Raw genomic sequence first — 22,884 nt, forward strand, 5'->3', positions numbered from 1 at the left:
ACCTGCACACTCTAGGCATGTCGTGGGCAGGCAGGTCCGCCAGGGAGATCGCGGCGGCCGTACGTCAGGGAAAGGCAGCGGCCGCGGCGGTGGCCGAGGATCATCTGCGCGTGATCGCCGAGCGCGATCCGCGCGTGGGCGCGTTCCGCGTCGTGCGCGAGCGCGTGCTGAAGGAAGCGGAGGCGGTGCAGGACCGGACCGATCTGTCGGAGCTGCCGCTGGCCGGCGTCCCGGTCGCGGTCAAGGACAACCTGGAGGTCGCCGGGGAGCCGATGCGGCTGGGCTCCGCGGCCTCCTCCGCCGACCCCCAGGCCGCCGACCACGAGACGGTGGCGCGGCTGCGGGCGGCGGGCGCGGTGGTGATCGGGCTGACGAACGTCCCCGAGCTGATGCTCGTGGGTTTCGGCGACAGCGTGTACGGGACCGTACGCAACCCCTGGGACCCCGCGCGGACGGCGGGCGGGTCGTCGTCCGGCAGCGCGGCGGCGGTGGCGGCGGGCATGGTGCCGCTCGCGGTCGGCAACGACGGCATGGGGTCGCTGCGCATCCCGGCGGCGTGCTGCGGCGTGGTGGCCATCAAGCCGGGCTCGGGGCTGGTGCCGGCCCCGGCGGAGGACTGGCGGGGGCTGACGGAGAACGGGCCGATCGCCGCGAACGTCCCCGACCTGGCGCTGATGCTGTCCGTGCTGGCCGGGGATCCGTCGCTGGCCGAGGCGTGGCGGTCCGGGCAGCGCACCGAACCGACCCGGCCGCCGCTCCGGTCGGTGTGGGCCGACGACGAGGCGGTCTGGGAGCCGCCGCCGCCGAAGGACGGGCCGGAGCCGTTCGACCTGCGGGTGGCGTACGTGCCGCAGCCGCTGCCGGTGGGGGCGCCGATGGACGGCGAGTTCCGCGCGGCGGTGCGCGGGGCGGCGGAGACGCTGCGCCGGGCCGGGCACACGGTGGTCGAACGGGCGAACCGGCTCCCCTTCTGGCTGGCCACCGCCACCATCGCCGCCTGGCTGTCCAGGGCCGCCGAGTCGGCCGCGCCGTACGACGCCCGCGCGCTGGAGCGCCGCACCCGCGCGCTGGCCAGGGCGGGGCGGCTGCTGAACCGCCTGGGCGCCAACGGCGACCAGGGCCGGGACCGGTGGCGCGGCTACGGCGCCGACCAGTGGTTCGGGGACGCCGACGTGCTCATCACGCCCGCCCTGGCCGCGGTCCCGCCGAAGGCGGAGCGGTGGGGCGAGCGGGGTTTCGTGCGGAACGCCCTGGTCAACGTCCGGTACGCCTCGGCGACGGGCGCGTGGAACATGTGCGGCTGGCCCGCGATGGCGGTCCCGGTCGCCACCCACTCCACGGGCGTGCCGATCGCCGTGCAGCTCATCGCCCCACCGGGCGGCGAACCTCACCTGCTGGGCCTGGCCGCCCAGTTGCAGAGCGCCCATCCGCCGATCCGGCCACCGGGGTTCTCCGGCTGAGTCGGTGAGGGTGCGCGGATCCATGCCGCCGGGCTTCTCCGGCTGAGTCGGCGCCCACTGCGAGGGTGCGCAGATCCGTGCCGCCGGGGTTCTCCGGCTGGGTCAGGCCGGGACGGTGAAGCGGGACAGCACCCTGCGCCCGTCCGTCACGACGATCTCGACGGGGCCGGTGCCGTGGGACAGGATGAGCTCGTCGTCGCCGTCGCCGTCGTAGTCGCCCGCGGTCCGCGGCCTGGCGGGGCCCACGCCGTCGAGCGCGCTGCCGGGGCGCAGGCCGCCGGGGGCGCCCCGGAAGACCAGGACCCGCCCCCGCTCGCCGTACTCGTGCCCGCCGCCGAAGGCGAGGTCGTCGCGGCCGTCGCCGTCGAAGTCGCCGGCGGCGATCGGGCCGGCGGTGCCGCCGAACGTCGCGGTGCGGCCGTCGCCGTAGTGGACGGTCAGCTTGTGGTGGACGGCGGGCGGCTCGGTCTCGTAGCCGGGCTCGTCGTTGCGGCTGCCGTCGTCGCCGACCGCGACGTCCCGGGCGCCGTCGCCGTCGAAGTCGCCGAACGCGGCCGACAACCCGTCATTCAGCTTGCGGCCCGTCCGTTCCAGCCCGCCGGGCCCGGGGCGGAGCAGCCAGGCGGCGGTCTGCTCGCCGTCGTCGGGCTCGTGCACGAGCAGCCCGGTCGCCCGCCGGCCGTCGATCCGGTCGGCGGTCAGCCGCCAGAACTCCTCGCCCGACGGCGACGGCTGGACGGTCCGGCGGGCCGGTTTCCCGTCACGGCCGAACGGGCCGTAGAGGACGACCAGCTCCGACGTGAAGAAGCCGCCTTCCGGCGTGGCCGGCATCGCCACGTCCGCGAAGCCGTCGCCGTCGAAATCCCCGGCGACGGCGTGGTGGGCGTCCACGTTCTTCTCCGCCGTCACCTGGACCGGAGCCTGCCGGTCCGGGCCCCACAGGACGCACGGACGATTCCGGTCCTCGCTCAGCCGGACGGCTCCCAGCAGGTCGCCGTGGCCGTCGCCGTCGAAGTCGGCCGCCCAGTTGGTCTGGTCGAACAGGATGAAGCAGGACGTCTCCGACGTGGCGTCGGTCTGCCTGTCCGGGTCGAGGCCGCGCGGCGAGCCGTGGACGACCGTACGGAACGGCAGGTCGTCGCGGGTGCGGCCCTCGACGACCAGGTCCGCGCGGCCGTCGCCGTCGAAGTCGTCCGCGCGCCCGCCTCCCCCGCGCTCAGGCGCGGAGGCCGTGGGCGTGACGGTGGCGGGCGACGAGGGCTGGGCTGACGGGAAGACGGGTGACGAGGGCTGGTCCGGCGGGGAGGCGCGGGGCGGTTCGGCGCCGCAGCTCGCGAGCAGGAGGCCCGCCGTCAGCCAGATCGTCACCCGTCGTAACACGGCACGACCCTAACGCTCTCAGACTCCCATCGGGTGCCAGACCGTCTTGGTCTCCAGGAAAGCCGTCATGCGTCTCAGGCCGGGGTCGGCGGACCAGTCGTCGCCGGACGGGACGAACACCCGCTTGAGGTTCTCCGCCGCGTCCTGCTCGCAGCGGAGCGCCAGGTCGGGGTCCGTCACGCCGGTCAGGTCCAGGGCGTTGACGTCCATGTGCGAGGCCAGCCAGGGGGCCAGCTCCGCCTGGTGGCCGGTGAGGATGTTGACCACCCCGCCCGGCAGGTCGGACGTGGCCAGCACCTCGGCCAGGGTGATCGCCGGGAGCGGGGTCCGCTCGGCGGCGACCACCACGCAGGTGTTGCCGGTGACGATCACCGGGGCCACCACCGAGACCAGCCCGAGCAGCGGGTCGGCGGGCGCCACCACCGCGACCACGCCGGTCGGCTCGGGCGTGGACAGGTTGAAGTACGGCCCGGCCACCGGGTTGGCGGTGCTGTGGACGGACGCGATCTTGTCGGACCAGCCCGCGTACCAGACCAGCCGGTCGACCGCCGCGTCCACGGACTCCAGCGCGGCCTTCCTGCCCATGCCCAGCTCGTCGGCGAACTGGGCGCGGCGGCCCTCCAGCATCTCCGCGATGCGGTAGAGGATCTGACCGCGGTTGTAGGCGGTGGCGCCGGACCAGCCGGGGAACGCCTTGCGGGCGGCCGACACCGCGTCGCGGGCGTCCTTGCGCGAGGCCCGGGACGCGTTGGCGAGGAAGTCGCCCTTCGGCGAGGTCACGGGATAGGACCTCCCACTCTCCGAGCGCGGGAACGCCCCGCCGATGAACAGCTTGTAGGTCTTGCGTACGGCCAACCTACTCATCGCCGCGCCCCCTCCACGTGATCTCCTGGGCTGTCTCGACCGGCACGAACACCTGGCCGCACCGGCTCACGCCGCAGCGGTGGGCGTACCAGCCGGTGCGGACGGGACGGCCCGGGCGGGCGTAGCCGTGGCCGCGGGTGGCCTGGGCGCGGGTGAGGCGCCGGCGGTAGTTGCGGTGGTCACACGTCAAGGTAGGCCTCCAGTCCGCGGAGACCGCCCTCGCGCCCGTACCCCGACTCCTTGTAGCCGCCGAACGGCGAGGTGGGGTCGAAGCGGTTGAACGTGTTGGCCCACACCACGCCGGCCCTGAGCTTGTCGGCCATCCAGAGAATGCGCGATCCCTTCTCGGTCCAGATCCCCGCCGACAGGCCGTACGGGGTGTTGTTGGCCTTCTCGACCGCCTCGGCGGGCGTGCGGAAGGTGAGGACGGACAGCACCGGCCCGAAGATCTCCTCGCGTGCGATGCGGTGGGACTGCGCCACCCCGGTGAACAGGGTGGGCGGGAACCAGTAGCCCCGCTCGGGCAGCTCGCAGGCGGGCGACCAGCGCTCGGCGCCCTCCGACTCGCCGGACTCGGCGAGCTGCCGGATCTTGGCCAGCTGCTCGGCCGAGTTGATCGCGCCGATGTCGGTGTTCTTGTCGAGCGGGTCGCCCAGCCGGAGCGTGGCCAGCCTGCGCTTGAGCGCCGCCAGCAGCTCGTCCTGGACGGACTCCTGCACCAGCAGGCGCGAGCCCGCGCAGCAGACGTGGCCCTGGTTGAAGAAGATGCCGTTGACGATGCCCTCGACCGCCTGGTCGAGCGCGGCGTCCTCGAACACGATGTTCGCGGCCTTGCCGCCCAGCTCCAGCGTGAGCTTCTTGCCGGTGCCGGCCACCGCGCGGGCGATGGTCCGGCCGACCTCGGTGGAGCCGGTGAAGGCCACCTTGTTCACGTCGGGGTGGGCGACCAGGGCGGCGCCGGTCTCGCCCGCGCCGGTGACGATGTTGACCACCCCAGGCGGCAGCTCGGCCTGCCGGCAGATCTCCGCGAACAGCAGAGCGGTCAGCGGGGTCGTCTCGGCGGGCTTGAGCACCACCGTGTTGCCGCACGCCAGCGCGGGCGCGATCTTCCACGCGAGCATGAGCAGCGGGAAGTTCCACGGGATGACCTGCCCGGCCACGCCCAGCGGCCGCGGGTCGGGCCCGAGACCGGCGTAGGAGAGCTTGTCCGCCCAGCCCGCGTAGTAGAAGAAGTGGGCGGCGACCAGCGGCACGTCGACGTCGCGGGACTCGCGGATCGGCTTGCCGTTGTCGAGGGACTCCAGGACGGCCAGCTCCCTGGCGCGTTCCTGGATGAGGCGGGCGATCCGGAACAGGTACTTGGCCCGCTCGGCGCCCGGCAGCCCGCTCCAGGCGTCGAAGGCCTTGCGCGCCGCCCGCACGGCGCGGTCGACGTCGTCGGCGGAGGCGCAGGCGACCTCGGCCAGCGTCTCCTCGGTGGCGGGGTTGACGGTCTTGAACGACGGCCCGGAGCCGTCGACGAACTCGCCGCCGATGAACAGGCCGTAGGACGGCTTGAGGTCGACGACGTCGCGCGATTCGGGCGCGGGAGCGTACTCGAATATCGACATCGCCATCAGTCCAGGGTGAAGTAGTCGGGGCCCGCGTAGCGGCCGGTGGCGAGTTTCTGGCGCTGCATCAGCAGGTCGTTCAGCAGCGAGGAGGCGCCGAGGCGGAACCAGTCGGGGGACAGCCAGTCGTCGCCCGCGGTCTCGTTGACCAGGACGAGGTGCTTGATCGCGTCCTTGGTGGTGCGGATGCCGCCGGCGGGCTTGACGCCCACCTGCCGCCCGGTGGCGTCGCGGAAGTCGCGCACCGCCTCCAGCATGATCAGGGTCACGGGGAGGGTCGCCGCCGGGGACACCTTGCCGGTGGACGTCTTGATGAAGTCGCCCCCGGCCAGCATGGCCAGCCAGGACGCGCGTCGTACGTTGTCGTAGGTCGCCAGCTCGCCGGTCTCCAGGATCACCTTGAGGTGGGCCTCGCCGCAGGCTTCCTTCACCGCGGCGATCTCCTCGTACACCTTGAGGTAGTCGCCGGCGAGGAACGCGCCGCGGTCGATCACCATGTCGATCTCGTCGGCGCCGGCGGCGACGGCGAGCTCCGTCTCGCTCACCTTCACCTCCAGCGACGAGCGGCCGCTGGGGAACGCGGTGGCCACCGAGGCCACCTTCACCCCCGAGCCGGTCAGCTCGCGGGCGGCGACGTGCACCAGGTCGGGGTAGACGCAGACCGCGGCCACCGGGGGTGCGCCCTCTCCCGGGTGGCGCGCCTTGGCGCAGAGCGCGCGCACCTTGCCGGGGGTGTCGGCGCCTTCGAGCGTGGTGAGGTCGACCATGCCGATGGCCAGGTCTATCGCTCTGGCCTTGGCGGTGGTCTTGATGGAACGGGTGCCGAGCGTCGCGGCTCGCTGGTCAGCGCCGACCCGGTCGACGCCGGGCAGGCCGTGCAGGAATGCTCGCAGGGTGGCTCCGGAGGAGACGACGTCCGCGAGCGAGGTCGTCACAATTGACACCCTCACAGCATCGCTGACCGGTGTCCCTACGTCCAAACCGGATCCCTTTCCGTCCTAGGTATGGGGGAACCGGCACAGATAGGGCATCCACCCGATGTGCCGGGGCGGGCCTTAGGCCGAACCTTGAAGGTGTAGACGAGAGACGCCTTCGAGGAGGGCCTGTGATGAGTCCGGAAATCGAGTTCGAGTTGATGAAGAGCCAGGCGAGCGAGCTACGCAAGGCCGCCGCCCGGCACCGCCGCGTGCGTGAGGCGCAGCAGGGCAACAAGGCCGAGCGCCGCTCGGTCTTCGGCAAGCGCCGTACGTCATGACCACCGCACGACAGCCCGGCCGCACCCTCCCTCGCGGCCGGGCTTCACACCCCCCGTAATCGCGTCGATCTCACCGGACGAGGCGTGACATGCTGGACGACATGCTCGGACGGTCGGTAAGTCCCGTTTTCGTGGGGAGACAGGAGGAACTGGCCGCACTGGCCGACGCCTTCGCCGAGGCCCGGGCGGGCAACGCCACGGCCGTGCTGCTCGGCGGCGAGGCCGGCGTCGGCAAGACCCGGCTCGTGCAGTGCTTCGCCGAGCAGGTCACGCGCGACGGCGCCCGGGTGCTGTCCGGCGGCTGCGTGGAGCTGTCCACCGAGGGTCTGGCGTACGCGCCTTTCACCGCCGTCCTGAGGCAGCTCGTACGGGAGCACGGCACCGGCGGGGTCGCCGGGCTGCTGCCCGACGGCGCCGAGCGCGACCTGGCGCGGCTGCTGCCCGAGTTCGGCGAGCCGAACGTCGACGGCGAGACCGAGACCGGCAGGGCGAGGCTGTTCGAGCAGATCCTGTCCCTGCTGGAACGGCTCGCCGACGCCGCGCCCACCGTCCTGATCATCGAGGACGTCCACTGGGCCGACCGGTCCAGCCGCGACCTGATCGCCTTCCTCAGCCGCAACCTGCGGGTGCCGCAGGTGCTGCTGGTCATGACGTACCGCTCCGACGACCTGCACCGCCAGCACCCGCTCCGGCCGGTGCTGGCCGAGCTGAGCCGGGTCCACGGCGTGCTCAAGATCGACCTGCCCCGGCTGTCGCGGGAGGAGGTCGCCCAGCAGATGGCCGGCATCCTGGGCAGCACCCCCGACTACGCCAGGGTGGAGAAGGTCCACGAGCGCAGCGAGGGCATCCCGCTGTTCGTCGAGGCCCTGCTGGAGGACTCCGGCGACCGCGGGTTCCCCGGGTCGATGCAGGACCTCATCCTCAACTCGGTCGAGCGGCTGCCGGAGGAGACCCAGCGGGTGCTGCGGGTGGCCGCCGCGGGCGGCACGCGGGTCGGCCACGCCCTGCTGTCCGCCGTGAGCGGCCTGTCCGACCTGGAGCTGGAGGCGGCGCTGCGGCCCGCCATAGCGGGCAACGTGCTGCAGATCGCCGACAACCGCGCCTACGTGTTCCGCCACTCGCTGATCCGCGAGGCCGTGCACGAGGAGCTGCTGCCCGGCGAGCACCAGCGGCTGCACGCCCGCTACGCCGAGGAGATCTCCAAGGACCACCGGCTGGTCCCGCCCGGCCGCGCCTACGTGGAGCTGGCCCACCACTGGTACGGGGCGCGCGACGACGTGCACGCGCTGACCGCCGCCTGGGAGGCCGCCGGGAAGTCCTTCAAGGCCTTCGCCTACACCGAGGCCGTGCCGCTGCTGGAACGCGTCCTCGCGCTCTGGGACCGGGTGCCGGACGCGGCCGAACGGATCGGCGCCGACCACACCGCCGTGCTGGAGAAGGCGGCCGCGGCGGCGTATGCCGGCGGCGAGGTGGACCGGGCGGTGAAGTTCGTCAGGGCCGCCCTGGCGGAGCTGGACGAGACGCGCGAGCCGGGCCGGGTGGCCGGGCTGATCGTCCTCCGGTGCCGCCTGAAGATCGCCAAGGGCCAGATGGGCGTGGTGGACGACCTGCGCCACGCGCTCAAGCTGGTGCCGGAGCCCGGCGGGGCCAGGGCGGAGGTGCTGGTGCCGATGAGCCAGCACCTCATGCTGCGCGGCGAGCCCGTCGAGGGCGCCCTCTACATCGAGGAGGGGCTGCGGCTGGCCAGGGAGCTGGGCGACCGGTGCCTGGAGGCCGAGCTGCTGCTCAACCTGGCGCTCGGCCACTCCATCGCGGGGGACATCGAGGCCGCGGTCGCCACCAACCAGCGCGCGCTCGACCTCGGCAGGCAGGAGAACTCCGGCCGCATCATCACCCGCGCGATCGCCAACATGATCGACTCGCTGCCCGACACCGGCCGCTGGGAGGAGGCGCTGAGGCTGGCCGACGAGGGCTGGCGGGAGGCCAAGCGGTTCGGCAGGCTCCGGGCCAGCGGCCTGTTCATCCTCAACAACAAGGCCGAGGTGCTGGAGTCCGTCGGCCGCTGGGACGAGGCCATCGAGACGGCCGAGCGGGCGCTCCGGTTCGGGCCGTCCCTGCGCATCCGCCACCACCTGCTGCGCGTACGGGCCGACATCGCGCTCGCGCGGGGCGAGGTGGAGCTGGTGGAGAGCATCCTGTCGGAGATCGGGGTGCTCCAGGAGCGGCCGGAGGACTTCGTCCAGGACATCACCAACAGCACCCGGCTGCACATCGGCTGGCACATGGTGCGGGGCGAGCCGGGATACGCGCTGGCGGTGGCCGAGCGGATGCTGGCCAGGCCCGCGCAGTCGAGCAAGGCCATGCTGGGCTGGCGGCTGCTGGCGCTGCTGCGCGTCGTCTGCGACGCCGCCGAGGAGGTCGAGCCGGAGCGGGTCCGCGCTGTGCGCGAGCAGGCGGCCGACGTGGCCGCGCACCTGTCGGTGACGAGCCCGGTCGCCGAGGCCTACCGGATGACGTACGCGGGCGACTTCGACGCCTCCGCCGCCGCGTGGGAGCGGCTGAACCGGCCGCACAACCAGGCCAGGGCCCTGCTGCGGGCCGCCGTGGTGGCGGCGCGGGCGGGCGACAGGGACGGCGCCGCGGCCCGGCTGGCCGCCGCGCTCCCAACGGCCAGGGCGCTGCGCGCGGCCCCGCTGGTGGCCGAGATCGAGGCGCTCTCCCGCCGGGTCGGCGCCGCGCAGGAGCAGTCGGAGCTGCTCACCCCGCGCGAGCTGGAGGTGCTCCGCCTGGTCGCGCAGGGCCGGACGAACCGGGACATCGCCAAGGAGCTGTTCATCTCGGCCAAGACGGTCAGCGTGCACGTCTCCAACATCCTGGGCAAGCTCGGCGTCACCACCCGGGGCGAGGCGGCCGCCGCGGCGCACCGCCTTTCACTCCTGTCACAGAAGTCGTAGCCACCTCGTTACCGGTAGTCAGCTTTGTCTGTGGTTGGGTGGACTCTGACTGTTTGTGCACGGCGGAGTGGAGCAGGGTTTGTCAAGGTTCGGCTGGCGTCATTCGGCGTTCGCGCCGGTGGTGGCCACAGGGGTCGCGGTGCTGTCGTACGCCGGCGGGTTCGTCGGCGCGCTGCTGGAGTCGGTGGGGGCCACGACGGTCCCGGCCGCCGCCGAGCTCGTGGTCATGCTCATCATCGCGGTGTTCGTGACCACCGTGCTGCGGATCGCCAGGACCGTGCCGGACATCCGGCGGGAGAACGCCGCCACCGCCCGCGCCGCCAGGAACGTGCAGGCGGTCAAGCCCGGCGAAGGCACGCTCGTGGCGCGGCGGCTCAAGCTGTTCAAGGAGGCGGCCGAGGCGGGCGGCGACGCCGAGGCGGTGCTGAGCGCCCGCTCCGCGCTGGACGAGAGCGGCATGGCCAACAAGCACCACCTCGACCACGCGCTGATCTGGGCGCTGCCGGTGTTCGGGTTCATCGGCACCGCGCTGACGATGGCCACGATGGTCACCGCCTTCGGCGACGCGCTCGACGCCCGGGGCGACACCGGCGCCCTGATGACCGCGCTCAAGCAGCACGTGCTGCCGGAGCTGGCCTCCGCGTTCGGCGTCACGCTGATCGCGCTGTTCCTGAGCGTGCTCGCGTTCGGCGCGATGGCGCTGGCCGAACGGGCCGAGCGGGCGTGCGTGGCCGCCGCCGACGAGGTGTTCCTGGGCTATCTCGCCCGCCTGCCGGTCAGGCAGGCCGCCCCCGCGCAGCAGCAGCACGGGCTGTCGGAGGAGCTCGCCCAGTCCAGGAGCGTGACGGAGGAGCTGATCAAGGGCCTCGACTCGCTGCGCACCGCCGTCGACCGGCTGGCCGAGTCGGGGAACCGCCCGCAGCGCTACACCCTGGTGAGGGAGCAGTGAGAAGGCGGCCCGCCAAGACGGTCGCACCCCCGCTCGACCTGCGGTTCATCGACCTGTTCATGGCCATTGTGCTGGTCCTGGCGTTCATCGCGATCATGCTGACCGTGGTGGCCTCGGTGCTGCCCTCGGACGCCCCGTCCAGACCGGCCGCCCGCCAGGAGACCGCCCGCCAGATCGCCGAGCTGGAGAAGGAACGCGACGCCGCCGTGGCCGCGCAGCGCCGGGCCGAGGCCGAGCTGCGCGCCACCCGGGCGTCGATCGCCGAGCGGGCCACGTTCGCCCTGCCGTGGTGGCTGATCGGGCTCTGCGCCCTGCTCGGCGTCCTCGTGGTCTACCTGGACTGGCGGATCAGGCTGTGGCGGCGGGGGAACCTGCCGCGCCTGCGCACCTGGCTGCTGGTCACCGGGGTGGTGGCCGTGGTCACCTGGGCGCTCCGCTCGCGCAGCGACAGCGACGGCTACCTGCTGCTCGCCGAGATCCCGTGGTGGGCGGCCGAGGCGCTCTGCCTCGGCCTGCTGCTCGTGGCGTACGTGCTGATCACCCAGATCAGGGCGGGCCGGCGGACGCTCGCCGAGATCAGGTCACGATAGGAACAGGGCGTCGGCCAGCATCACCAGGCCGAAGAGGGCGAACGCGGCGGCCGCGCCGTAGCGGACGACCTTCTCCGGCAGATTACGGCCGATCAGGCGGCCCGCCAGGATGGCCAGGGCGTCCGCGGCCACCATGCCGAGGGTGGAGCCGATCCAGGTGCCGACCCAGTCGTACTTGGTGGCCAGCGTGATCGTGGCGAGCATCGTCTTGTCGCCCAGCTCGCTGAGGAAGAACGCCACCGTGACCGCGATCAGCGCGCTCCTGGTGGCCCGCTGGGCCTTGCGCGCCTCCTCCTCGGTCAGCTCGTCGCCGCGGAGCGTCCAGGCGGCGAAACCGATGAAGGCCAGGCCCGCCACGATCGAGATGGCGGTGGTGGGCAGGGCGTCGCCGATGAGCCCGCCGATGGCCACGCTGCCCAGATGGACGACGGTGGTGGCGACGGTGATGCCGGTCAGCACGACCCAGGCCTTGTAGCGGGTGGCGAACGTCATGGCCATGAGCTGGCTCTTGTCGCCGAGTTCGGCGAGAAAGATCGCGCCCAGGCTGATCCAGAAAGCTTCCACGGTCCCTCTCTCGCGCGGCCGGACCGTGGGCGTCGCACCCGGGGAGTTTTTCGGGCACGGCTTCGGCCCGGCAGCGGCTTCGTACACGACTGCCAGGCCGAAGGTCTCGCCCGCCCGTCAGGCCCGCGTGACCGGGCACGCGCGAGCGCGCACCAGCATGTCGATCAACGCGATTGGGGCTACTCCCCTTCGGTGTTGCTCAGCAACCCTAACATCAAGTCATCCGGGGGTATTCCCCTGGTCACAGCGCGCAGTTCACCATCACGGGCTCGTTGACCAGCGTGACGCCGAACTTCTCGCGCACCCCGTCGCGCACCTCGCGGGCCAGGGTCAGCAGGTCGGCGGTGGTGCCGGCGCCGTCGGGGTTCGTCAGCGCGAGCGTGTGCTTGGTGGAGATGCGCACCGGGCCGCGGGCGTAGCCCTTGGGGAAGCCCGCCTGCTCGATCAGCCACGCCGCCGGAACCTTGACCAGGCCGCCGGGCAGGTCCCAGCGCGGATGGCCGGGCGCGCGGGCGGCCAGCTCCGCCGCCTGCTCGTCGGTCAGGACCGGGTTGGTGAAGAACGACCCGGCGCTGCGGGTGTCGGGGTCGGCGGGATCGAGCACCATGCCCTTGCCCCGGCGCAGCTCCAGCACCGCCTCACGGGCGCGCTCCAGCGGCACCCGGGCGCCGGGCTCGACGCCCAGCTTCGTGGCCAGCTCCTGGTAGGCGATCGGGCCGGACAGCTCGCTCAGCTCCAGCGCGTACGTCACCGACAGCACGACATAGCGGGACAGGTCACGCTTGAACAGGCTGGTGCGGTAGGCGAAGTCGCACCGGCGCGCCTCCAGGTCCTCGACCTGCTGGGTGCGGCGGTCGTAGGCACGCACGCTCCAGACGGTCTGGGCGATCTCCTGGCCGTAGGCGCCGACGTTCTGGATCGGGGTGGAGCCCACCAGGCCGGGAATGCCGGACATGCACTCAAGGCCGGACCAGCCCTCGGCGACCGCGCGGGCCACCAGCGGATCCCAGTCCTCGCCCGCCTCGACCGTCACGAACATGTGGTCACGGTCGCGGGACGCCTTCACGCCCCTGGTCGCCACCCGGATGACCAGCCCGTCGAAGCCCTCGTCGGCCACCACCAGGTTGCTCCCGCCGCCGAGCACCAGCGTCGGCCGCGCCTCGTGGTCGGCCTCGGCCACCAGAGAGACCAGTTGCTCGGCCGTATCGGCTTGGACGAACTCGAGGGCGGGACCGCCCAGCCCCAGCGTGGTGTACGGCGCGAGCATCTCCATAGCGGTCTAGCTTAGGAGGGTTCCAGCATGGCCAGCACCCTCCCGTGGTTACGGTGTGCCTCCTCCACGCGATATCGGTCGTCCACCGGGTGCTCGCGCGCCCTCCGTACCGGCAGGCGTGTGCGCGGCACCACCTTCTCGCCGGGCAGCCGCAGGGACAGCTCCAGGTCGGCGCCGGCGCCGTAGCGGGCATCCTCGGGCAGGGCCGAGAGGGCGGCCGAGCGGCGCACCGCCATCAGGTCACCCGTCAGCGCGGGCACCTTGCCGGGCCCGGCCTCCATCCAGTCGTCGCTGTCCCGCTGGTCGACGCCCGGCGGCTTGCGGCCCTGCCAGCCCGCGGCCACCGCGCCCTCCCAGACGGCGGCGACCAGCGGCGTGAGCGCGTCGCCCTCCAGGACCAGCGAGGTGTCCATCAGGACGTGCACCTCGGCGGTGTCGAGCCGGAGCAGCTTGGCCCTCGCCACACCCCAGGTCGCGGTGCCGCCGCGCCAGTGCGGGCTCTCGGCGACGTGCCACACCCGCACCCGGTCCGGCTCGCGGTCGGCCAGCTGGTCCAGCACCTCGCCGGCGCCGTCCAGGTTGCCCAGGTCGAGCGCCACGACGGTGCAGGCCGTGTGGGCCAGCACCGACTCCACGCACGCGCGCACATCACCCGGCCAGCCGTCCACCAGCAGGCTCACCGACGCGGTCACGTCCTTGGTCTCCATGCGCTGCCGCTCGGTGTTGACGCCCAGGTCGTCCATCCGGTTCGTGGCCAGCGTGCCGTCCCACACCCGCTGGGCGTGGAGCATGTCGTCGCCCGGATCGCCGTGCTGGCCGGGGTCGCCGGAGAAGCCGAACTCCGCGGCCGGGTTGCCGCGGGCGCCCGTACGGCGTCTGGTGCCTGCGGTGCCCACGCCGGTGGCGCGCACGGCTTCACCGCCCGCGGTGTCGCGGCCGGTGCCGGTCGCGCCGGCGATCTCCTGCATTCTGGCCGGCTTCAGCTGCCCCGGCGGGCGGTCGTCGGTGACCGCCGAGACGGGGATCGACTCCACGGTCGGCCATACGTTCTTCTTCATGACCGTCACGGGTACCCGGGAGCCGCCCGCCCTATCATCGCCGGGGCCAGGCATTGCCGGGATCAGCCATCGCCCGGGTCAGGCGTCGCCGAGCTCAGGCGTCGCCGGGGTCAGGCATTGCTGGGATCAGGCATCGCCGGGGTCAGGCGAGCCGCACCACGGCCCGCGCCCTGGACAGCACCCGGGCCTCCCCCGACTTGGCCGTGAGCCCCAGCACCACCTTGTTGTCGTCGAGCTTCTCCTCCACGACGCCGCTCACCGTGATCGTGGCGCCCTCGTCGTCGTCCGGCACGACCACCATCGACGAGAACCGCACGCCGAAGTCGACGACCGCCCCCGGGTCGCCCGCCCAGTCGGTGACGAACCGGCCCGCCTGCGCCATCGTGAACATGCCGTGCGCGATGACGTCCGGCAGGCCCACCATCTTGGCGAACCGCTCGTTCCAGTGGATCTGGTTGAAGTCCCCGGACGCCCCCGCGTACATGACCAGGTCGACCCGGCGCACGCGGTAGTCGACCGGCGGGATCTCCTGGCCTGCCTCGACCTCGTCGTACTTCACCGTCGCCGTCATCTCAGGCCGCCCCTCCGCGCTCGACGATCGTGTTGTACGTGGTGCAGACCGGCTCACCGGAGACCGTCGTGACCTTGCTGCGGACCGTGAGCAGCTCGTTGCGGCCCGCGGTGCGGATGTCGGTGATGGTCGCCTCGGTGACGAGCTCGTCGCCCGCATAGACCGGCCGGACGTACTCGAAGCGCTGCTCGCCGTGGACCACCATGGCGAAGTTGAGGCCCAGCTCGGGGTCGGCCAGCGCCTCGCCGCCGCTGCGCAGGCTGAACACGATGGGGAAGGTGGGCGGGGCCACCACGTCAGGGTGACCGGCCGCCTGGGCCGCCGCCTTGTCGTGGTAGATCGGGTTGTCGTCGCCGATCGCCGCCGCGAACTCGCGAATCTTCACCCGGCTGACCTCGTAAGGGACGGTGGAGGGATAACTGCGTCCTACGAAGTCACGATTCAAGGCCATCTGTGCTCCTTCGTCTCACGGACGTCGCCGCGCCGTTGAGCCGAAGGTAACAGAACAAGGTTCGGCTGTCGCTGGCGATTGGCCTGCTTTTTGCCGGGCGCCCGGACATGACAAACCGGCGCCCACAGGGGAACGCCGGTTGTGCGAAGGAGGAGGCCGATCCGACCGCCCCGGGCGAGAGCTAGCGCGTCTCGCGGTGCGCGCGGTGGCAGCGGCAGTTGGGGCAGTACTTCTTCAGCTCAAGCCGATCCGGGTCGTTGCGCCGGTTCTTCCGCGTGATGTAGTTGCGGTGCTTGCACTCCTGGCAGGCCAGCGTGATCTTCGGCCTAACGTCGGTGGCAGCCACTTGGGAGTGCCTTTCTTCAATCGGGACATGGACACACCCGAGCCCAGGCCACATGACCTGGGCGAGGGCAGTAGCGGAGGCCGGACTTGAACCGGCGACACAACGATTATGAGCCGTTTGCTCTGCCTGACTGAGCTACTCCGCCTTGAAGCCGGAAAGAACCCGGCCTCGTAGAGGATACCTGACCCGGAGAGCGTCTACGTCCACGCGCCCGACCAGGTTGGGGTGATCCCTAGTATGCCAAAGCGACCCGACGACACAAAACAGAAAACCCCACCGAAGCGGGGTCTGTCGCGGGTGGAGCCCCCAAACGGAATCGAACCGTTGACCTTCTCCTTACCATGGAGACGCTCTGCCGACTGAGCTATAGGGGCCTGTCCGGCGCTGCGGACAGGAGTAACCATACACGGCGCTCAGCCATGATGCGAACTCGTCTGAGCCGCCGTCCGCCCCGCCTGGCGTGGCCGCGCCGGGAACTCCACGACCTCACACAAATCGGCCAGATCGACGAGGCGCGCGACCTCCGCCACCGACGTACAGTCGGCGACGAGCCGGCCGTCGCGGCGCACCCTGAGCACCTGCCGCCCGTCCAGCACGGCGGGCACGATCTCGTATCCGTGGCTCCCGACCCATCGCCTGTCCATAGCGGCACACCATAGCCACCGCGACTCTCATTTTTCGCCGGTCGTCAGCCGTCCTGACGCCCGACATACCGGAAATCCATAGACGCCCTGAAAGTCCGCACTCCCCGGACCCGCACCACCACCCGCCCCAAGAGCCCGCACCACCACCCGCCCGAAGCGATTCGGGTGGAACGTGGTCGTCCGCACCGTCCTTACGGATCTCGATGCTCAGCGGTCCCACAGCCGCCCAAGGCTTCTGTGCTCACCATGGCACGCTGCCACCCGCAATGCGCGGTCACGGGCTCGCTCGTCACCGGCGCCAGGCCCGCGCGCTCGAACGTGGCCGGCGCGTACCGGTAGCCCCGCTCGTACCTCCTCGGCAGGAGGGTGCGGCGCTGGTGGTGCGGGTCTGTCTGTTCCGCTGTGGTACGTGCGAGAACGCCGTCTCAGTCGGGGTCCACATCCAGCAGAGGGGCCAGCGTCTCCCAGTTGGCGCGGGTGGCCGCCGCCGCGCCTGCCACGTCACCGGCTTCGCAGAGGGCCACGATCCGGTCGTGCTGGGCGACCGACTCCCGGCCGCTCAGGGAGGCGAAGCGGAGGCGTTCCAGGCGTCGCAGCACCGGGGTGTAGCGCTCCAGCACGTCGCGGAGGGCGTCGTTGGCGCTCGCGGTGACGAGGACGCCGTGGAAGTCGTCGTCGGCGGCGATCGCCGCGTCCACGTCCTCACGGGCTAGGGCGTCGGCGAAGCGGGCGTTGGCCTCGCGCATGGCGTCCAGCTCGGCGGCCGAGAGTTGGGGCAGGCCCTCCCGGACGGCGAGTTCGTGCATGGCGGCCGTGACCGACTGGGCGTTGCGGGCGGCGCGCGCGTCGAGGGGGCTGACGATCGTGTAGCGGCCGGGTTTGGTCTTGACCAGGCCCGCCTGCTCCAGCCGGGCCAGCGCCTCGCGCACCGGGGTCCTGCTGACGCCCAGCCACTCGACCAGGTCGGCGTCGTTGAGCCGCTCACCGGGGGCGAGCGTGCCGTCGACGATGGCGTCCCTGATCGCCCGGTAAGCATCTTCGCGCAGCAGCGTCCTGGAGACGAGCCCGCGACTCTGAGGAACCGGCATGCAACATATTGGACCGCTCGGTTCTAATCACTGTCAAACGGATCCCGCCGGCCTCGCCGCCGAACACCGGAGGCAGGCCGGCGGCGGGGTTGGACACCAGAGGTTGGGCCGGTTCCACCGCCGCACACCGGAGGCGGGTCGGCGCCCAGGATCCCCACACCAGGCCGGCGCCCGGGACCTCCTCACTGAGGTTCAGCTCGCCGGTCGAGTTCCTTGACCACGCCGGGTTGGCGGACAGATCGATCACGGCCCCGATCTGCGGCAGCCACCGCCGGGCGGGAAGGCCTTGGGGGAGCCCAGCCGTTGCGCTGCGCTGCTGGCTACGGCGGAGGGGCCTCGGTCGCGGGCTAGGGCCGTGCTGGAACGCCTCTGCGGTGGGTCTTGACAGGGTTCGGGGTAGCGAAGTGCAATATATTGCATTCCGTACATCGTCAGAGAGGGCCCTCTCATGAAACCCACGGTCGTGCTGGTCCACGGCGCGTTCGCCGACTCCTCCAGCTGGAACGGGGTGATCAAGAACCTCAGGCGCGACGGCTACCCGGTCATCGCCGCCGCCAACCCGTTACGTGGCTTGCACAACGACGCCGCCTACCTGCGCAGCGTCCTCGACAGCGTCTCCGGTCCCATCGTGGTCGCGGGTCACTCCTACGGCGGCTCCGTGATGACCGAGGCCGCCGACGGCCACCCGGGTGTCCGGGCGCTCGTCTACATCGCCAGCTTCAACCTGGACGTCGGCGAAAGCACCTCGGCCATGGCCGCCAAGTTCCCCGGCGGGCAGCTCGGGCCCGCGCTCAACCCGGTGACCGTCCCGATCCCCGGCGGCGGCACCGCCACCGACCTCTACATCAAGCAGGACGAGTTCCCAGCCGTGTTCGCCGCCGACGTCCCCCTGGAGGTCGCCGAACTCATGGCCGCCACCCAGCGGCCCATCACCGCCGCCGCCCTCGACGGCGAGGCCACCAAGGCCGCCTGGAAGACCATCCCGTCCTGGACCATGATCACCACCCAGGACCTTGCCATCCCCGCCGAGTCGATGCGTTTCATGGCCGAACGGGCGGGCTCGCACACCGTCGAGATCGACGCCTCCCACGCCGTCACCGTCTCCGAACCGGACGCCGTCGCCGAGCTGATCGACAAGGCCGCCCGGGGGTAGCTTCAGCGAGGCAGGGGCGCACCGTCAAGGACGATACGTCCGCGCCGCACGCCACTGATCGGCAAAACCGCCCGCGGGTGACATCAGCGAGATAGGGGCGTGCAGTCGAGGACGACGTGTCCGAGCGGGGTGCCGCGCATGGCGGTCACGTCGAGCCCGGCCGCCGCGGCGAGTGATCCGTACTCCTCGACCGTGCGCTCGCGGCCGCCGCTGAGCACCAGCATCCGCAGGTTCATCTCCGCGAACATGGCCGGGTCGTCACCGGAGCCGCCGTGGGTCTCGATCACCACGACCCGGCCCCGCGGCCCGGCCGCCTCGGCGCACCGGCGCAGGATCAGCCGGGCCTCCTCATCGCCCCAGTCGTGGATCACCCGCCTGACCACGTACACGTCGCCGCCGCCGGGCAGGGGGTCGAAGAAGCTCTGCCCGGCGAACGCGCACCGCCCGGCCAGGCCGCGCTCGATCAGCAACCGCCTGCCCCGCTCCACCGTCTCCGGCAGATCCACGAGCGTGGCCCGAAGGTCCGGGTGAGCGCTCAGCACCTCGGCGAGCAGGGCACCGGTGCCGCCGCCGACGTCGACCACGTGTCGCGCGCCGGACCAGTCGTATCCCCCGGCCGCGTCGGCGACCTGGTCGGCGCTGGAGGCCATCATCGCGTCGAACGACCCGCTCAGCTCCGCGTCCGCGGCGAGATGGCGCCAGAACGGGGCGCCGAAGACCGTCTCCCAGGCCGGCTGCCCGGTGCGGACCGTGTGCAGCAGGCCGGTGAACGCCAGATCCATCCGCCCGCCGAAACCGTCGAGGTCGAGCCAGCCCCGCATCCCCGCCGGATGGTCGGACGCCAGCAGCGCCCCGGCCTCGCCGACCGCGAACCTGCCCGGCTCCGGCTCGGTGTAGACCCCCCGGCCGGCCAGGTGACGCAGCAGTCTCGTCAGGGCGTCGACATCGCTCCCCGACCCGCGCGCCAGCTCCTCGACGGGCACCGCGTCATCGCCCATCAGATCGGTCAGCCTGAGCGTGGCCGCGACCCGTACCGCCATCGGCGTCACCAGGTCCATCAACGGCGCCAGCACGTCCCACGCCGACCGTCCGTCGTGATCGTCTCCAGTCACGGCCACGACTCCTTCTCTCGCCCTGCCCCACAACCTAACACGCTTCGATCGTACGTTCGAGAAATCCTTCTCTGTAACGCCCCGTTTCAGGTGGCCAGGGTGCGCCGGTCAGGAAGGGAGGTTGAGTGGGGTGGTCACGATCAGGTCCCAGTCATCCCCGGAGCGGTCGACCCACCCGATCGCGGGCCTGCCATGGGCGTCGAGGGTCATGGCGAGGACGTCGCCGAGCATGTACCGGCTCTTCGCCACAGGAGTGTGTACGCAGCGCGTGCCCGTACAGGTGGCGACGACGATCCGGTTGGAGCCGATGTCCTGGTACGCCACCAGCGCCCGACCGCCCTCGTCCACCACGAGAGCCGGCGGCACCCGGTAGCGGCCGGGCCCGGCCAGGATGACGGAGTCGGACTGGGAGCAGCGCAGGTTGCGGCAGTCGAGCATCCTGATCGATCCGTCGGCCGAGTCGCGGTAGGCGATCAGCGGCCGGCCGTCGTCCCTGACCAGCATGGTGGCGCCGGCCCTTCCTCGGACGTCCTCGAATCCCCAGGTCCAGCCGCCTTGGACCAGCCGTTCCACATGCACGTCGTCACAGCCGACCTCCTCGCAGGTGATCAGGGTGAGAGAGCCTGCGTGCTCGTCGAAGCGGAGGACGACGGGGCGGCTCAGCGGATCTGCTGCGACGACCAGGCCGTGGTCCTGGTAGTCCGATGTCCTGGAGGGGAGTCGGGCGAGTTCCTTCGTCCACGGGTCGTTACAGGCCAGAGTTACACAGAAGGGGATGACCACGAGCTGACCGGCCAGCGTGATGAGGATCGCCGCCGCGGCCCACACGAGCAGTGGCCGTCCGGGCGTGCCGAGCAGTTCGAACGAGCCGTTGACCAGCGCCGCCGACTCGTCCACCACCAGCGCCAGCCCGAGCAGGGTCAGCAGGTTGACCGGCAGGAACACCAGCACGGCGGGCGCCGCCAGCCGGATCAGGTGCCGCCCGGCGTTCCCGTACGCGAGCCAGATCACCCCGTCCCGGCGGGCGTCGGTCAGGGCGTCCTCGTAGCGGGTGTCCGCCTCGGATATGGAGGCCTCCAGCGAGCAGCGGGGATCGCCACGAGCGTAAAATTCACCGCCGCCGCACATGGGGCATCCAGCCCATTCGGCATCGATGCCGTTAATCCAGGCAGAACTCGTTGCCCTCGGGGTCGGCCATCACGATGTAGCCGGTGCTCAGCGGCGGGGCGGGTTCGTCGCGGCGCAGCCGCTTCGCGCCCAGGGCGACGAGGCGGTCGCACTCGGCCTCCAGCGCCGCCATCCGCTCCTCGCCCTGCAGCCCGGGGGCGGCGCGGACGTCGAGGTGTACGCGGTTCTTGGCGACCTTGTCCTCCGGCACCTGCTGGAAGAACAGCCGCGGGCCCTGGCCGTCCGGATCCTCGATGGCTGATCGGGTGTTGCGCTGGTCCTCCGGTACGCCGATGCGGGCGAGGAAGTCGTCCCAGGCCGCCAGCGGGTCGGCGCCCTCGGGCAGATCGACGCCGGGCGGGCCGGGGTGGACGTAGCCCAGGACGTCACGCCAGAAAGTCGACAGCGCCCTCGGGTCGTGGGCGTCGAAGGTGATCTGAATGTGACGGCTCATCGGACCGCTCCTTATCTTGGTCCCGTGTTCTGTACCCGCCACAGGCTGGCACCCTTTGCGGAAAGCATCGTTCCGCGATGATCAGTCCCAGCCGATCAGCGGGTCGCCGATCTGCTCCCGGGCCGTCAGGTCCCAGAGGCGGATCGTCCGGTCCTGACCCCCGGAGATAGCGACGGGAGCGCCGTCGAGCCGGGTGATGGCGATCGCGTACGTGCTCGACCTGTGGCTGGGCAACGGGTCGCCGATGGGCCGCCGCGTGGGCAGGTCCCACAGCCGCATGGTCCGGTCGAAGCCACCGGAGACGATGATCTGCCGGCCGTTCGCCCGGGCCACCGCCAGCGGGCCGCCCGCACGGTCGTGGGCGGGTATCGGATCACCGATCTGCTCTCTTGCCGACAGGTCCCAGAGCCGGATGGTGCCGTTCAAGCCGCTCGACACGACCACCGTCCGGCCGTCGAGCTCGCCCAGCGCGACGGACAACGCCATATGATGGCCGGTCATCTTGCCGATCTGCTTCCTGGTGGTCAGGTCCCACAGCCGGATCGCGCCGTCGTGGTGTGCGGAGACGAGGGCGGGGTCGCCGTCGTATTCGGTGAGGACGAACGAGGTGATGGTGCCGCCTTCGCTGACCAGCGGGGCTCCGGCGCGTTTCCCGGTGGACGGATCCCAGAACCGGATCGTGCCGTCCCCGCTGCTGGAGATGACGACCGGGCGGCCGTCCAGCTCGGCGATCGCCACCGACGCGACGACGTGTTCGTGGCCGGTCAGCTTGGCGCCGATCTGCTTTCGGGTGCGCAGGTCCCAGATCCGTACGGCGGCGTCCACTCCACCCGAGACGGCGACCGGCTGACCGTCCAGTTCGCCGACCGCGACCGTGGTGACGTGATCCGGACCGGATGGCGGTTCTCCGGGCTCCTCCTCCACGACGAGATTTCCGATCTGCTTTCTCGTGGTCAGGTCCCAGACGCGTACGGTTCTGTCGCGTCCGGCGGAGACGGCGATCGGCCGTCCGTCCAGCTCCCCGACGGCGACGGACGTGACGTCGCCGCCGTGGCTGAGGGGGCCGGGGCCGTGGTCGATGAAGAACAGCACGGCGAGGGTGGCGAGCGCCGCGCAGCCTGCGATCAGGCCCTTGCGGACGCCGGTCAAGCCGATGTCGGTCAGGACCTTACGAACGCCTGTTAAGTCGATGTCGGTCACCGCCTGTTCGTCTCCGCCGGATGATCACTCTGTCACAAGGGCTCCCCGCGATCACCAGGCGGAGCACGCGGCTTTTCGCGAGGGTCAGCGTGGCCTGACCACGGCTGCGCCATCTACGAACTCGTGCGGCGTGAGGCGTCGCTGGAAGAAGCTTTTCTGGAGACCACCCGATGATCAACGCCATAGCCTCGGAGTGGCTCAAGCTGCGCTCGCTCCGATCCAGTTACTACGTCCTGGCCTCCACGCTCTCGGCCCTGGCGCTCACCGCGTACGCGTCCTTCGCGGTGTCGCGCTACTTCGACGCCAACGGTCCCGGAGGGGATCCGGTGGGGACTGGGCTCGGCTTCAGCGCCGACTTCACCCCGGTGCTCTTCGGCATGCTGGGGGTGCTGGCCATCTCCGGGGAGTACGCCAGCGGCATGATCAGGCTGACGCTGACCACACACCGCCGCCCGGCGACCGTCGTCCTGGCGAAGGCCACCGTGGTGGCGTCCGTTGCCGCGGTCGCGGGGCAGGTGCTGGCATTGGCCCTCTACTTCACTAGCGTTTCCTGCCCGCGCCGTGGAACGACTGGACGGCTTCCCTGACGATCCCCTCTCTGACACGGCAACTGGCCGGTGTCCCCGACTCCGGTGCCTTCGGTCCATCCGCAGCCGCCATGATCCTGATGGGGTACGCCGTGGTGTCCCTCCTCGCAGCCGCCCTGGCCATCACCCGACGCGACGCCTGACCACCGCCACA

At 71.6% G+C, this 22,884-nt stretch carries 24 protein-coding genes and 2 tRNA genes; 7 read left to right on the forward strand and 19 right to left on the reverse strand.

Translation table 11 applies throughout. From position 1 onward, the window contains the following. The first annotated feature begins 17 nt into the window (after positions 1-17). Positions 18-1,460, forward strand: coding sequence for an amidase family protein (locus tag AB0J42_RS27275; RefSeq protein WP_364299236.1), 1,443 nt, complete (start codon positions 18-20; stop codon positions 1,458-1,460). A 102-nt stretch (positions 1,461-1,562) separates the two neighbouring features. Here AB0J42_RS27275 and AB0J42_RS27280 read toward each other — a convergent pair whose 3' ends face one another. The 5 genes from AB0J42_RS27280 to deoC are packed head-to-tail and all read right to left on the reverse strand — an operon-like array spanning position 1,563 to position 6,249. Further along, on the reverse strand, positions 1,563-2,840 hold the full coding sequence (locus tag AB0J42_RS27280; RefSeq protein WP_364299238.1) for a VCBS repeat-containing protein: 1,278 nt from the start codon (positions 2,838-2,840) through the stop codon (positions 1,563-1,565). Positions 2,841-2,858: 18 nt separating this feature from the next. Beyond that, positions 2,859-3,704 (reverse strand): aldehyde dehydrogenase family protein, encoded by an 846-nt coding sequence (locus tag AB0J42_RS27285; RefSeq protein WP_364299240.1) that lies wholly within the window; start codon positions 3,702-3,704, stop codon positions 2,859-2,861. Then, a complete protein-coding gene (locus AB0J42_RS27290) occupies positions 3,697-3,894 on the reverse strand; it encodes a hypothetical protein (protein ID WP_364299242.1) in 198 nt (65 codons plus the stop codon). The genes AB0J42_RS27285 and AB0J42_RS27290 overlap by 8 nt, the downstream gene beginning before the upstream one ends. Continuing rightward, positions 3,884-5,320, reverse strand: coding sequence for an aldehyde dehydrogenase family protein (locus AB0J42_RS27295; RefSeq protein WP_364299244.1), 1,437 nt, complete (start codon positions 5,318-5,320; stop codon positions 3,884-3,886). Before AB0J42_RS27295 ends, AB0J42_RS27290 begins: the two co-directional genes overlap by 11 nt. After that, entirely contained in the window at positions 5,320-6,249 is a 930-nt protein-coding gene (gene deoC / locus AB0J42_RS27300) for a deoxyribose-phosphate aldolase (RefSeq protein ID WP_364299246.1), read from the reverse strand. The genes AB0J42_RS27295 and deoC overlap by 1 nt, the downstream gene beginning before the upstream one ends. A gap of 173 nt (positions 6,250-6,422) precedes the next feature. On the opposite strand from deoC, the gene AB0J42_RS27305 reads away from it, so the two are divergent. The 4 genes from AB0J42_RS27305 (at position 6,423) to AB0J42_RS27320 (ending at position 11,062) form a co-directional block, all read left to right on the forward strand. Continuing rightward, a complete protein-coding gene (locus AB0J42_RS27305; RefSeq protein WP_364299248.1) occupies positions 6,423-6,569 on the forward strand; it encodes a hypothetical protein in 147 nt (48 codons plus the stop codon). Positions 6,570-6,700: 131 nt separating this feature from the next. Further along, complete coding sequence (locus AB0J42_RS27310) at positions 6,701-9,523, forward strand: AAA family ATPase (RefSeq protein WP_364299250.1); 2,823 nt, start codon at positions 6,701-6,703, stop codon at positions 9,521-9,523. A gap of 79 nt (positions 9,524-9,602) precedes the next feature. Next, on the forward strand, positions 9,603-10,472 hold the full coding sequence (locus AB0J42_RS27315) for a hypothetical protein (RefSeq protein WP_364299252.1): 870 nt from the start codon (positions 9,603-9,605) through the stop codon (positions 10,470-10,472). Beyond that, a complete protein-coding gene (locus AB0J42_RS27320; RefSeq protein ID WP_364299254.1) occupies positions 10,469-11,062 on the forward strand; it encodes a hypothetical protein in 594 nt (197 codons plus the stop codon). Before AB0J42_RS27315 ends, AB0J42_RS27320 begins: the two co-directional genes overlap by 4 nt. Here AB0J42_RS27320 and AB0J42_RS27325 read toward each other — a convergent pair. From AB0J42_RS27325 to AB0J42_RS27370, 10 genes are all read right to left on the reverse strand, one after another. After that, positions 11,054-11,626 (reverse strand): TMEM165/GDT1 family protein, encoded by a 573-nt coding sequence (locus AB0J42_RS27325; RefSeq protein WP_364299256.1) that lies wholly within the window; start codon positions 11,624-11,626, stop codon positions 11,054-11,056. The two genes, AB0J42_RS27320 and AB0J42_RS27325, sit on opposite strands and share 9 nt — an antisense overlap. Positions 11,627-11,867: 241 nt before the next feature. After that, positions 11,868-12,899, reverse strand: coding sequence for a UDP-N-acetylmuramate dehydrogenase (locus AB0J42_RS27330; protein ID WP_364299258.1), 1,032 nt, complete (start codon positions 12,897-12,899; stop codon positions 11,868-11,870). 11 nt (positions 12,900-12,910) lie between these two features. Continuing rightward, positions 12,911-13,957 (reverse strand): hypothetical protein, encoded by a 1,047-nt coding sequence (locus AB0J42_RS27335; protein ID WP_364299260.1) that lies wholly within the window; start codon positions 13,955-13,957, stop codon positions 12,911-12,913. A 142-nt stretch (positions 13,958-14,099) separates the two neighbouring features. After that, the gene (locus tag AB0J42_RS27340; RefSeq protein ID WP_364299262.1) at positions 14,100-14,528 is read right to left on the reverse strand and encodes a MaoC family dehydratase; all 429 of its coding nucleotides are present in this window, start codon (positions 14,526-14,528) and stop codon (positions 14,100-14,102) included. Position 14,529: 1 nt separating this feature from the next. Further along, positions 14,530-14,979 (reverse strand): MaoC family dehydratase N-terminal domain-containing protein, encoded by a 450-nt coding sequence (locus AB0J42_RS27345; RefSeq protein ID WP_364299264.1) that lies wholly within the window; start codon positions 14,977-14,979, stop codon positions 14,530-14,532. 181 nt (positions 14,980-15,160) lie between these two features. Further along, positions 15,161-15,325, reverse strand: a complete 165-nt coding sequence (rpmG, locus tag AB0J42_RS27350) for a 50S ribosomal protein L33 (protein ID WP_019632658.1) — start codon at positions 15,323-15,325, stop codon at positions 15,161-15,163. Positions 15,326-15,396: 71 nt separating this feature from the next. Further along, positions 15,397-15,470 (reverse strand) — tRNA-Met (locus AB0J42_RS27355). A 153-nt stretch (positions 15,471-15,623) separates the two neighbouring features. After that, positions 15,624-15,699: transfer RNA gene (locus AB0J42_RS27360), tRNA-Thr, on the reverse strand. Positions 15,700-15,738: 39 nt separating this feature from the next. Next, complete coding sequence (locus tag AB0J42_RS27365) at positions 15,739-15,969, reverse strand: transposase (protein WP_364299266.1); 231 nt, start codon at positions 15,967-15,969, stop codon at positions 15,739-15,741. Between the two features lie 425 nt (positions 15,970-16,394). Beyond that, positions 16,395-17,057 carry a GntR family transcriptional regulator gene (locus tag AB0J42_RS27370; RefSeq protein ID WP_364299268.1) on the reverse strand — a complete coding sequence of 221 codons (663 nt, stop codon included), beginning with the start codon at positions 17,055-17,057 and terminating at the stop codon, positions 16,395-16,397. Between the two features lie 448 nt (positions 17,058-17,505). Here AB0J42_RS27370 and AB0J42_RS27375 point away from each other — a divergent pair, with 448 nt between their 5' ends. Next, entirely contained in the window at positions 17,506-18,210 is a 705-nt protein-coding gene (locus AB0J42_RS27375) for an alpha/beta hydrolase (protein ID WP_364299270.1), read from the forward strand. Positions 18,211-18,293: 83 nt separating this feature from the next. Here AB0J42_RS27375 and AB0J42_RS27380 read toward each other — a convergent pair whose 3' ends face one another. From AB0J42_RS27380 to AB0J42_RS27395, 4 genes are all read right to left on the reverse strand, one after another. Continuing rightward, complete coding sequence (locus AB0J42_RS27380; protein ID WP_364299272.1) at positions 18,294-19,322, reverse strand: methyltransferase; 1,029 nt, start codon at positions 19,320-19,322, stop codon at positions 18,294-18,296. Positions 19,323-19,430: 108 nt separating this feature from the next. Next, positions 19,431-20,450, reverse strand: coding sequence for a hypothetical protein (locus AB0J42_RS27385; RefSeq protein WP_364299274.1), 1,020 nt, complete (start codon positions 20,448-20,450; stop codon positions 19,431-19,433). A gap of 31 nt (positions 20,451-20,481) precedes the next feature. Continuing rightward, positions 20,482-20,943: a VOC family protein gene (locus AB0J42_RS27390; protein WP_364299276.1), complete on the reverse strand. Its 462-nt coding sequence runs from the start codon at positions 20,941-20,943 to the stop codon at positions 20,482-20,484. An 81-nt stretch (positions 20,944-21,024) separates the two neighbouring features. After that, complete coding sequence (locus AB0J42_RS27395) at positions 21,025-22,143, reverse strand: WD40 repeat domain-containing protein (protein ID WP_364299278.1); 1,119 nt, start codon at positions 22,141-22,143, stop codon at positions 21,025-21,027. A 170-nt stretch (positions 22,144-22,313) separates the two neighbouring features. Here AB0J42_RS27395 and AB0J42_RS27400 point away from each other — a divergent pair, with 170 nt between their 5' ends. After that, entirely contained in the window at positions 22,314-22,730 is a 417-nt protein-coding gene (locus AB0J42_RS27400; RefSeq protein ID WP_364299280.1) for a hypothetical protein, read from the forward strand. Positions 22,731-22,884: the final 154 nt, after the last annotated feature.

It is taken from the genome of Nonomuraea sp. NPDC049649, from assembly GCF_040675175.1.
GTDB lineage: Bacteria > Actinomycetota > Actinomycetes > Streptosporangiales > Streptosporangiaceae > Nonomuraea.

Excerpts from the sequence above, each read along its gene's own strand:
- AB0J42_RS27340 (WP_364299262.1), bottom strand. The coding sequence starts at position 14,528 with ATGACGGCGACGGTGAAGTACGACGAGGTCGAGGCAGGCCAGGAGATC.
- AB0J42_RS27335 (WP_364299260.1), bottom strand. The coding sequence starts at position 13,957 with ATGAAGAAGAACGTATGGCCGACCGTGGAGTCGATCCCCGTCTCGGCG.
- AB0J42_RS27330 (WP_364299258.1), bottom strand. The coding sequence starts at position 12,899 with ATGGAGATGCTCGCGCCGTACACCACGCTGGGGCTGGGCGGTCCCGCC.
- AB0J42_RS27285 (WP_364299240.1), bottom strand. The coding sequence starts at position 3,704 with ATGAGTAGGTTGGCCGTACGCAAGACCTACAAGCTGTTCATCGGCGGG.
- AB0J42_RS27305 (WP_364299248.1), top strand. The coding sequence starts at position 6,423 with ATGAGTCCGGAAATCGAGTTCGAGTTGATGAAGAGCCAGGCGAGCGAG.
- AB0J42_RS27400 (WP_364299280.1), top strand. The coding sequence starts at position 22,314 with ATGATCAACGCCATAGCCTCGGAGTGGCTCAAGCTGCGCTCGCTCCGA.
- AB0J42_RS27345 (WP_364299264.1), bottom strand. The coding sequence starts at position 14,979 with ATGGCCTTGAATCGTGACTTCGTAGGACGCAGTTATCCCTCCACCGTC.
- AB0J42_RS27385 (WP_364299274.1), bottom strand. The coding sequence starts at position 20,450 with ATGTGCGGCGGCGGTGAATTTTACGCTCGTGGCGATCCCCGCTGCTCG.
- AB0J42_RS27295 (WP_364299244.1), bottom strand. The coding sequence starts at position 5,320 with ATGGCGATGTCGATATTCGAGTACGCTCCCGCGCCCGAATCGCGCGAC.
- AB0J42_RS27390 (WP_364299276.1), bottom strand. The coding sequence starts at position 20,943 with ATGAGCCGTCACATTCAGATCACCTTCGACGCCCACGACCCGAGGGCG.
- AB0J42_RS27375 (WP_364299270.1), top strand. The coding sequence starts at position 17,506 with ATGAAACCCACGGTCGTGCTGGTCCACGGCGCGTTCGCCGACTCCTCC.
- AB0J42_RS27370 (WP_364299268.1), bottom strand. The coding sequence starts at position 17,057 with ATGCCGGTTCCTCAGAGTCGCGGGCTCGTCTCCAGGACGCTGCTGCGC.
- AB0J42_RS27275 (WP_364299236.1), top strand. The coding sequence starts at position 18 with ATGTCGTGGGCAGGCAGGTCCGCCAGGGAGATCGCGGCGGCCGTACGT.
- AB0J42_RS27365 (WP_364299266.1), bottom strand. The coding sequence starts at position 15,969 with ATGGACAGGCGATGGGTCGGGAGCCACGGATACGAGATCGTGCCCGCC.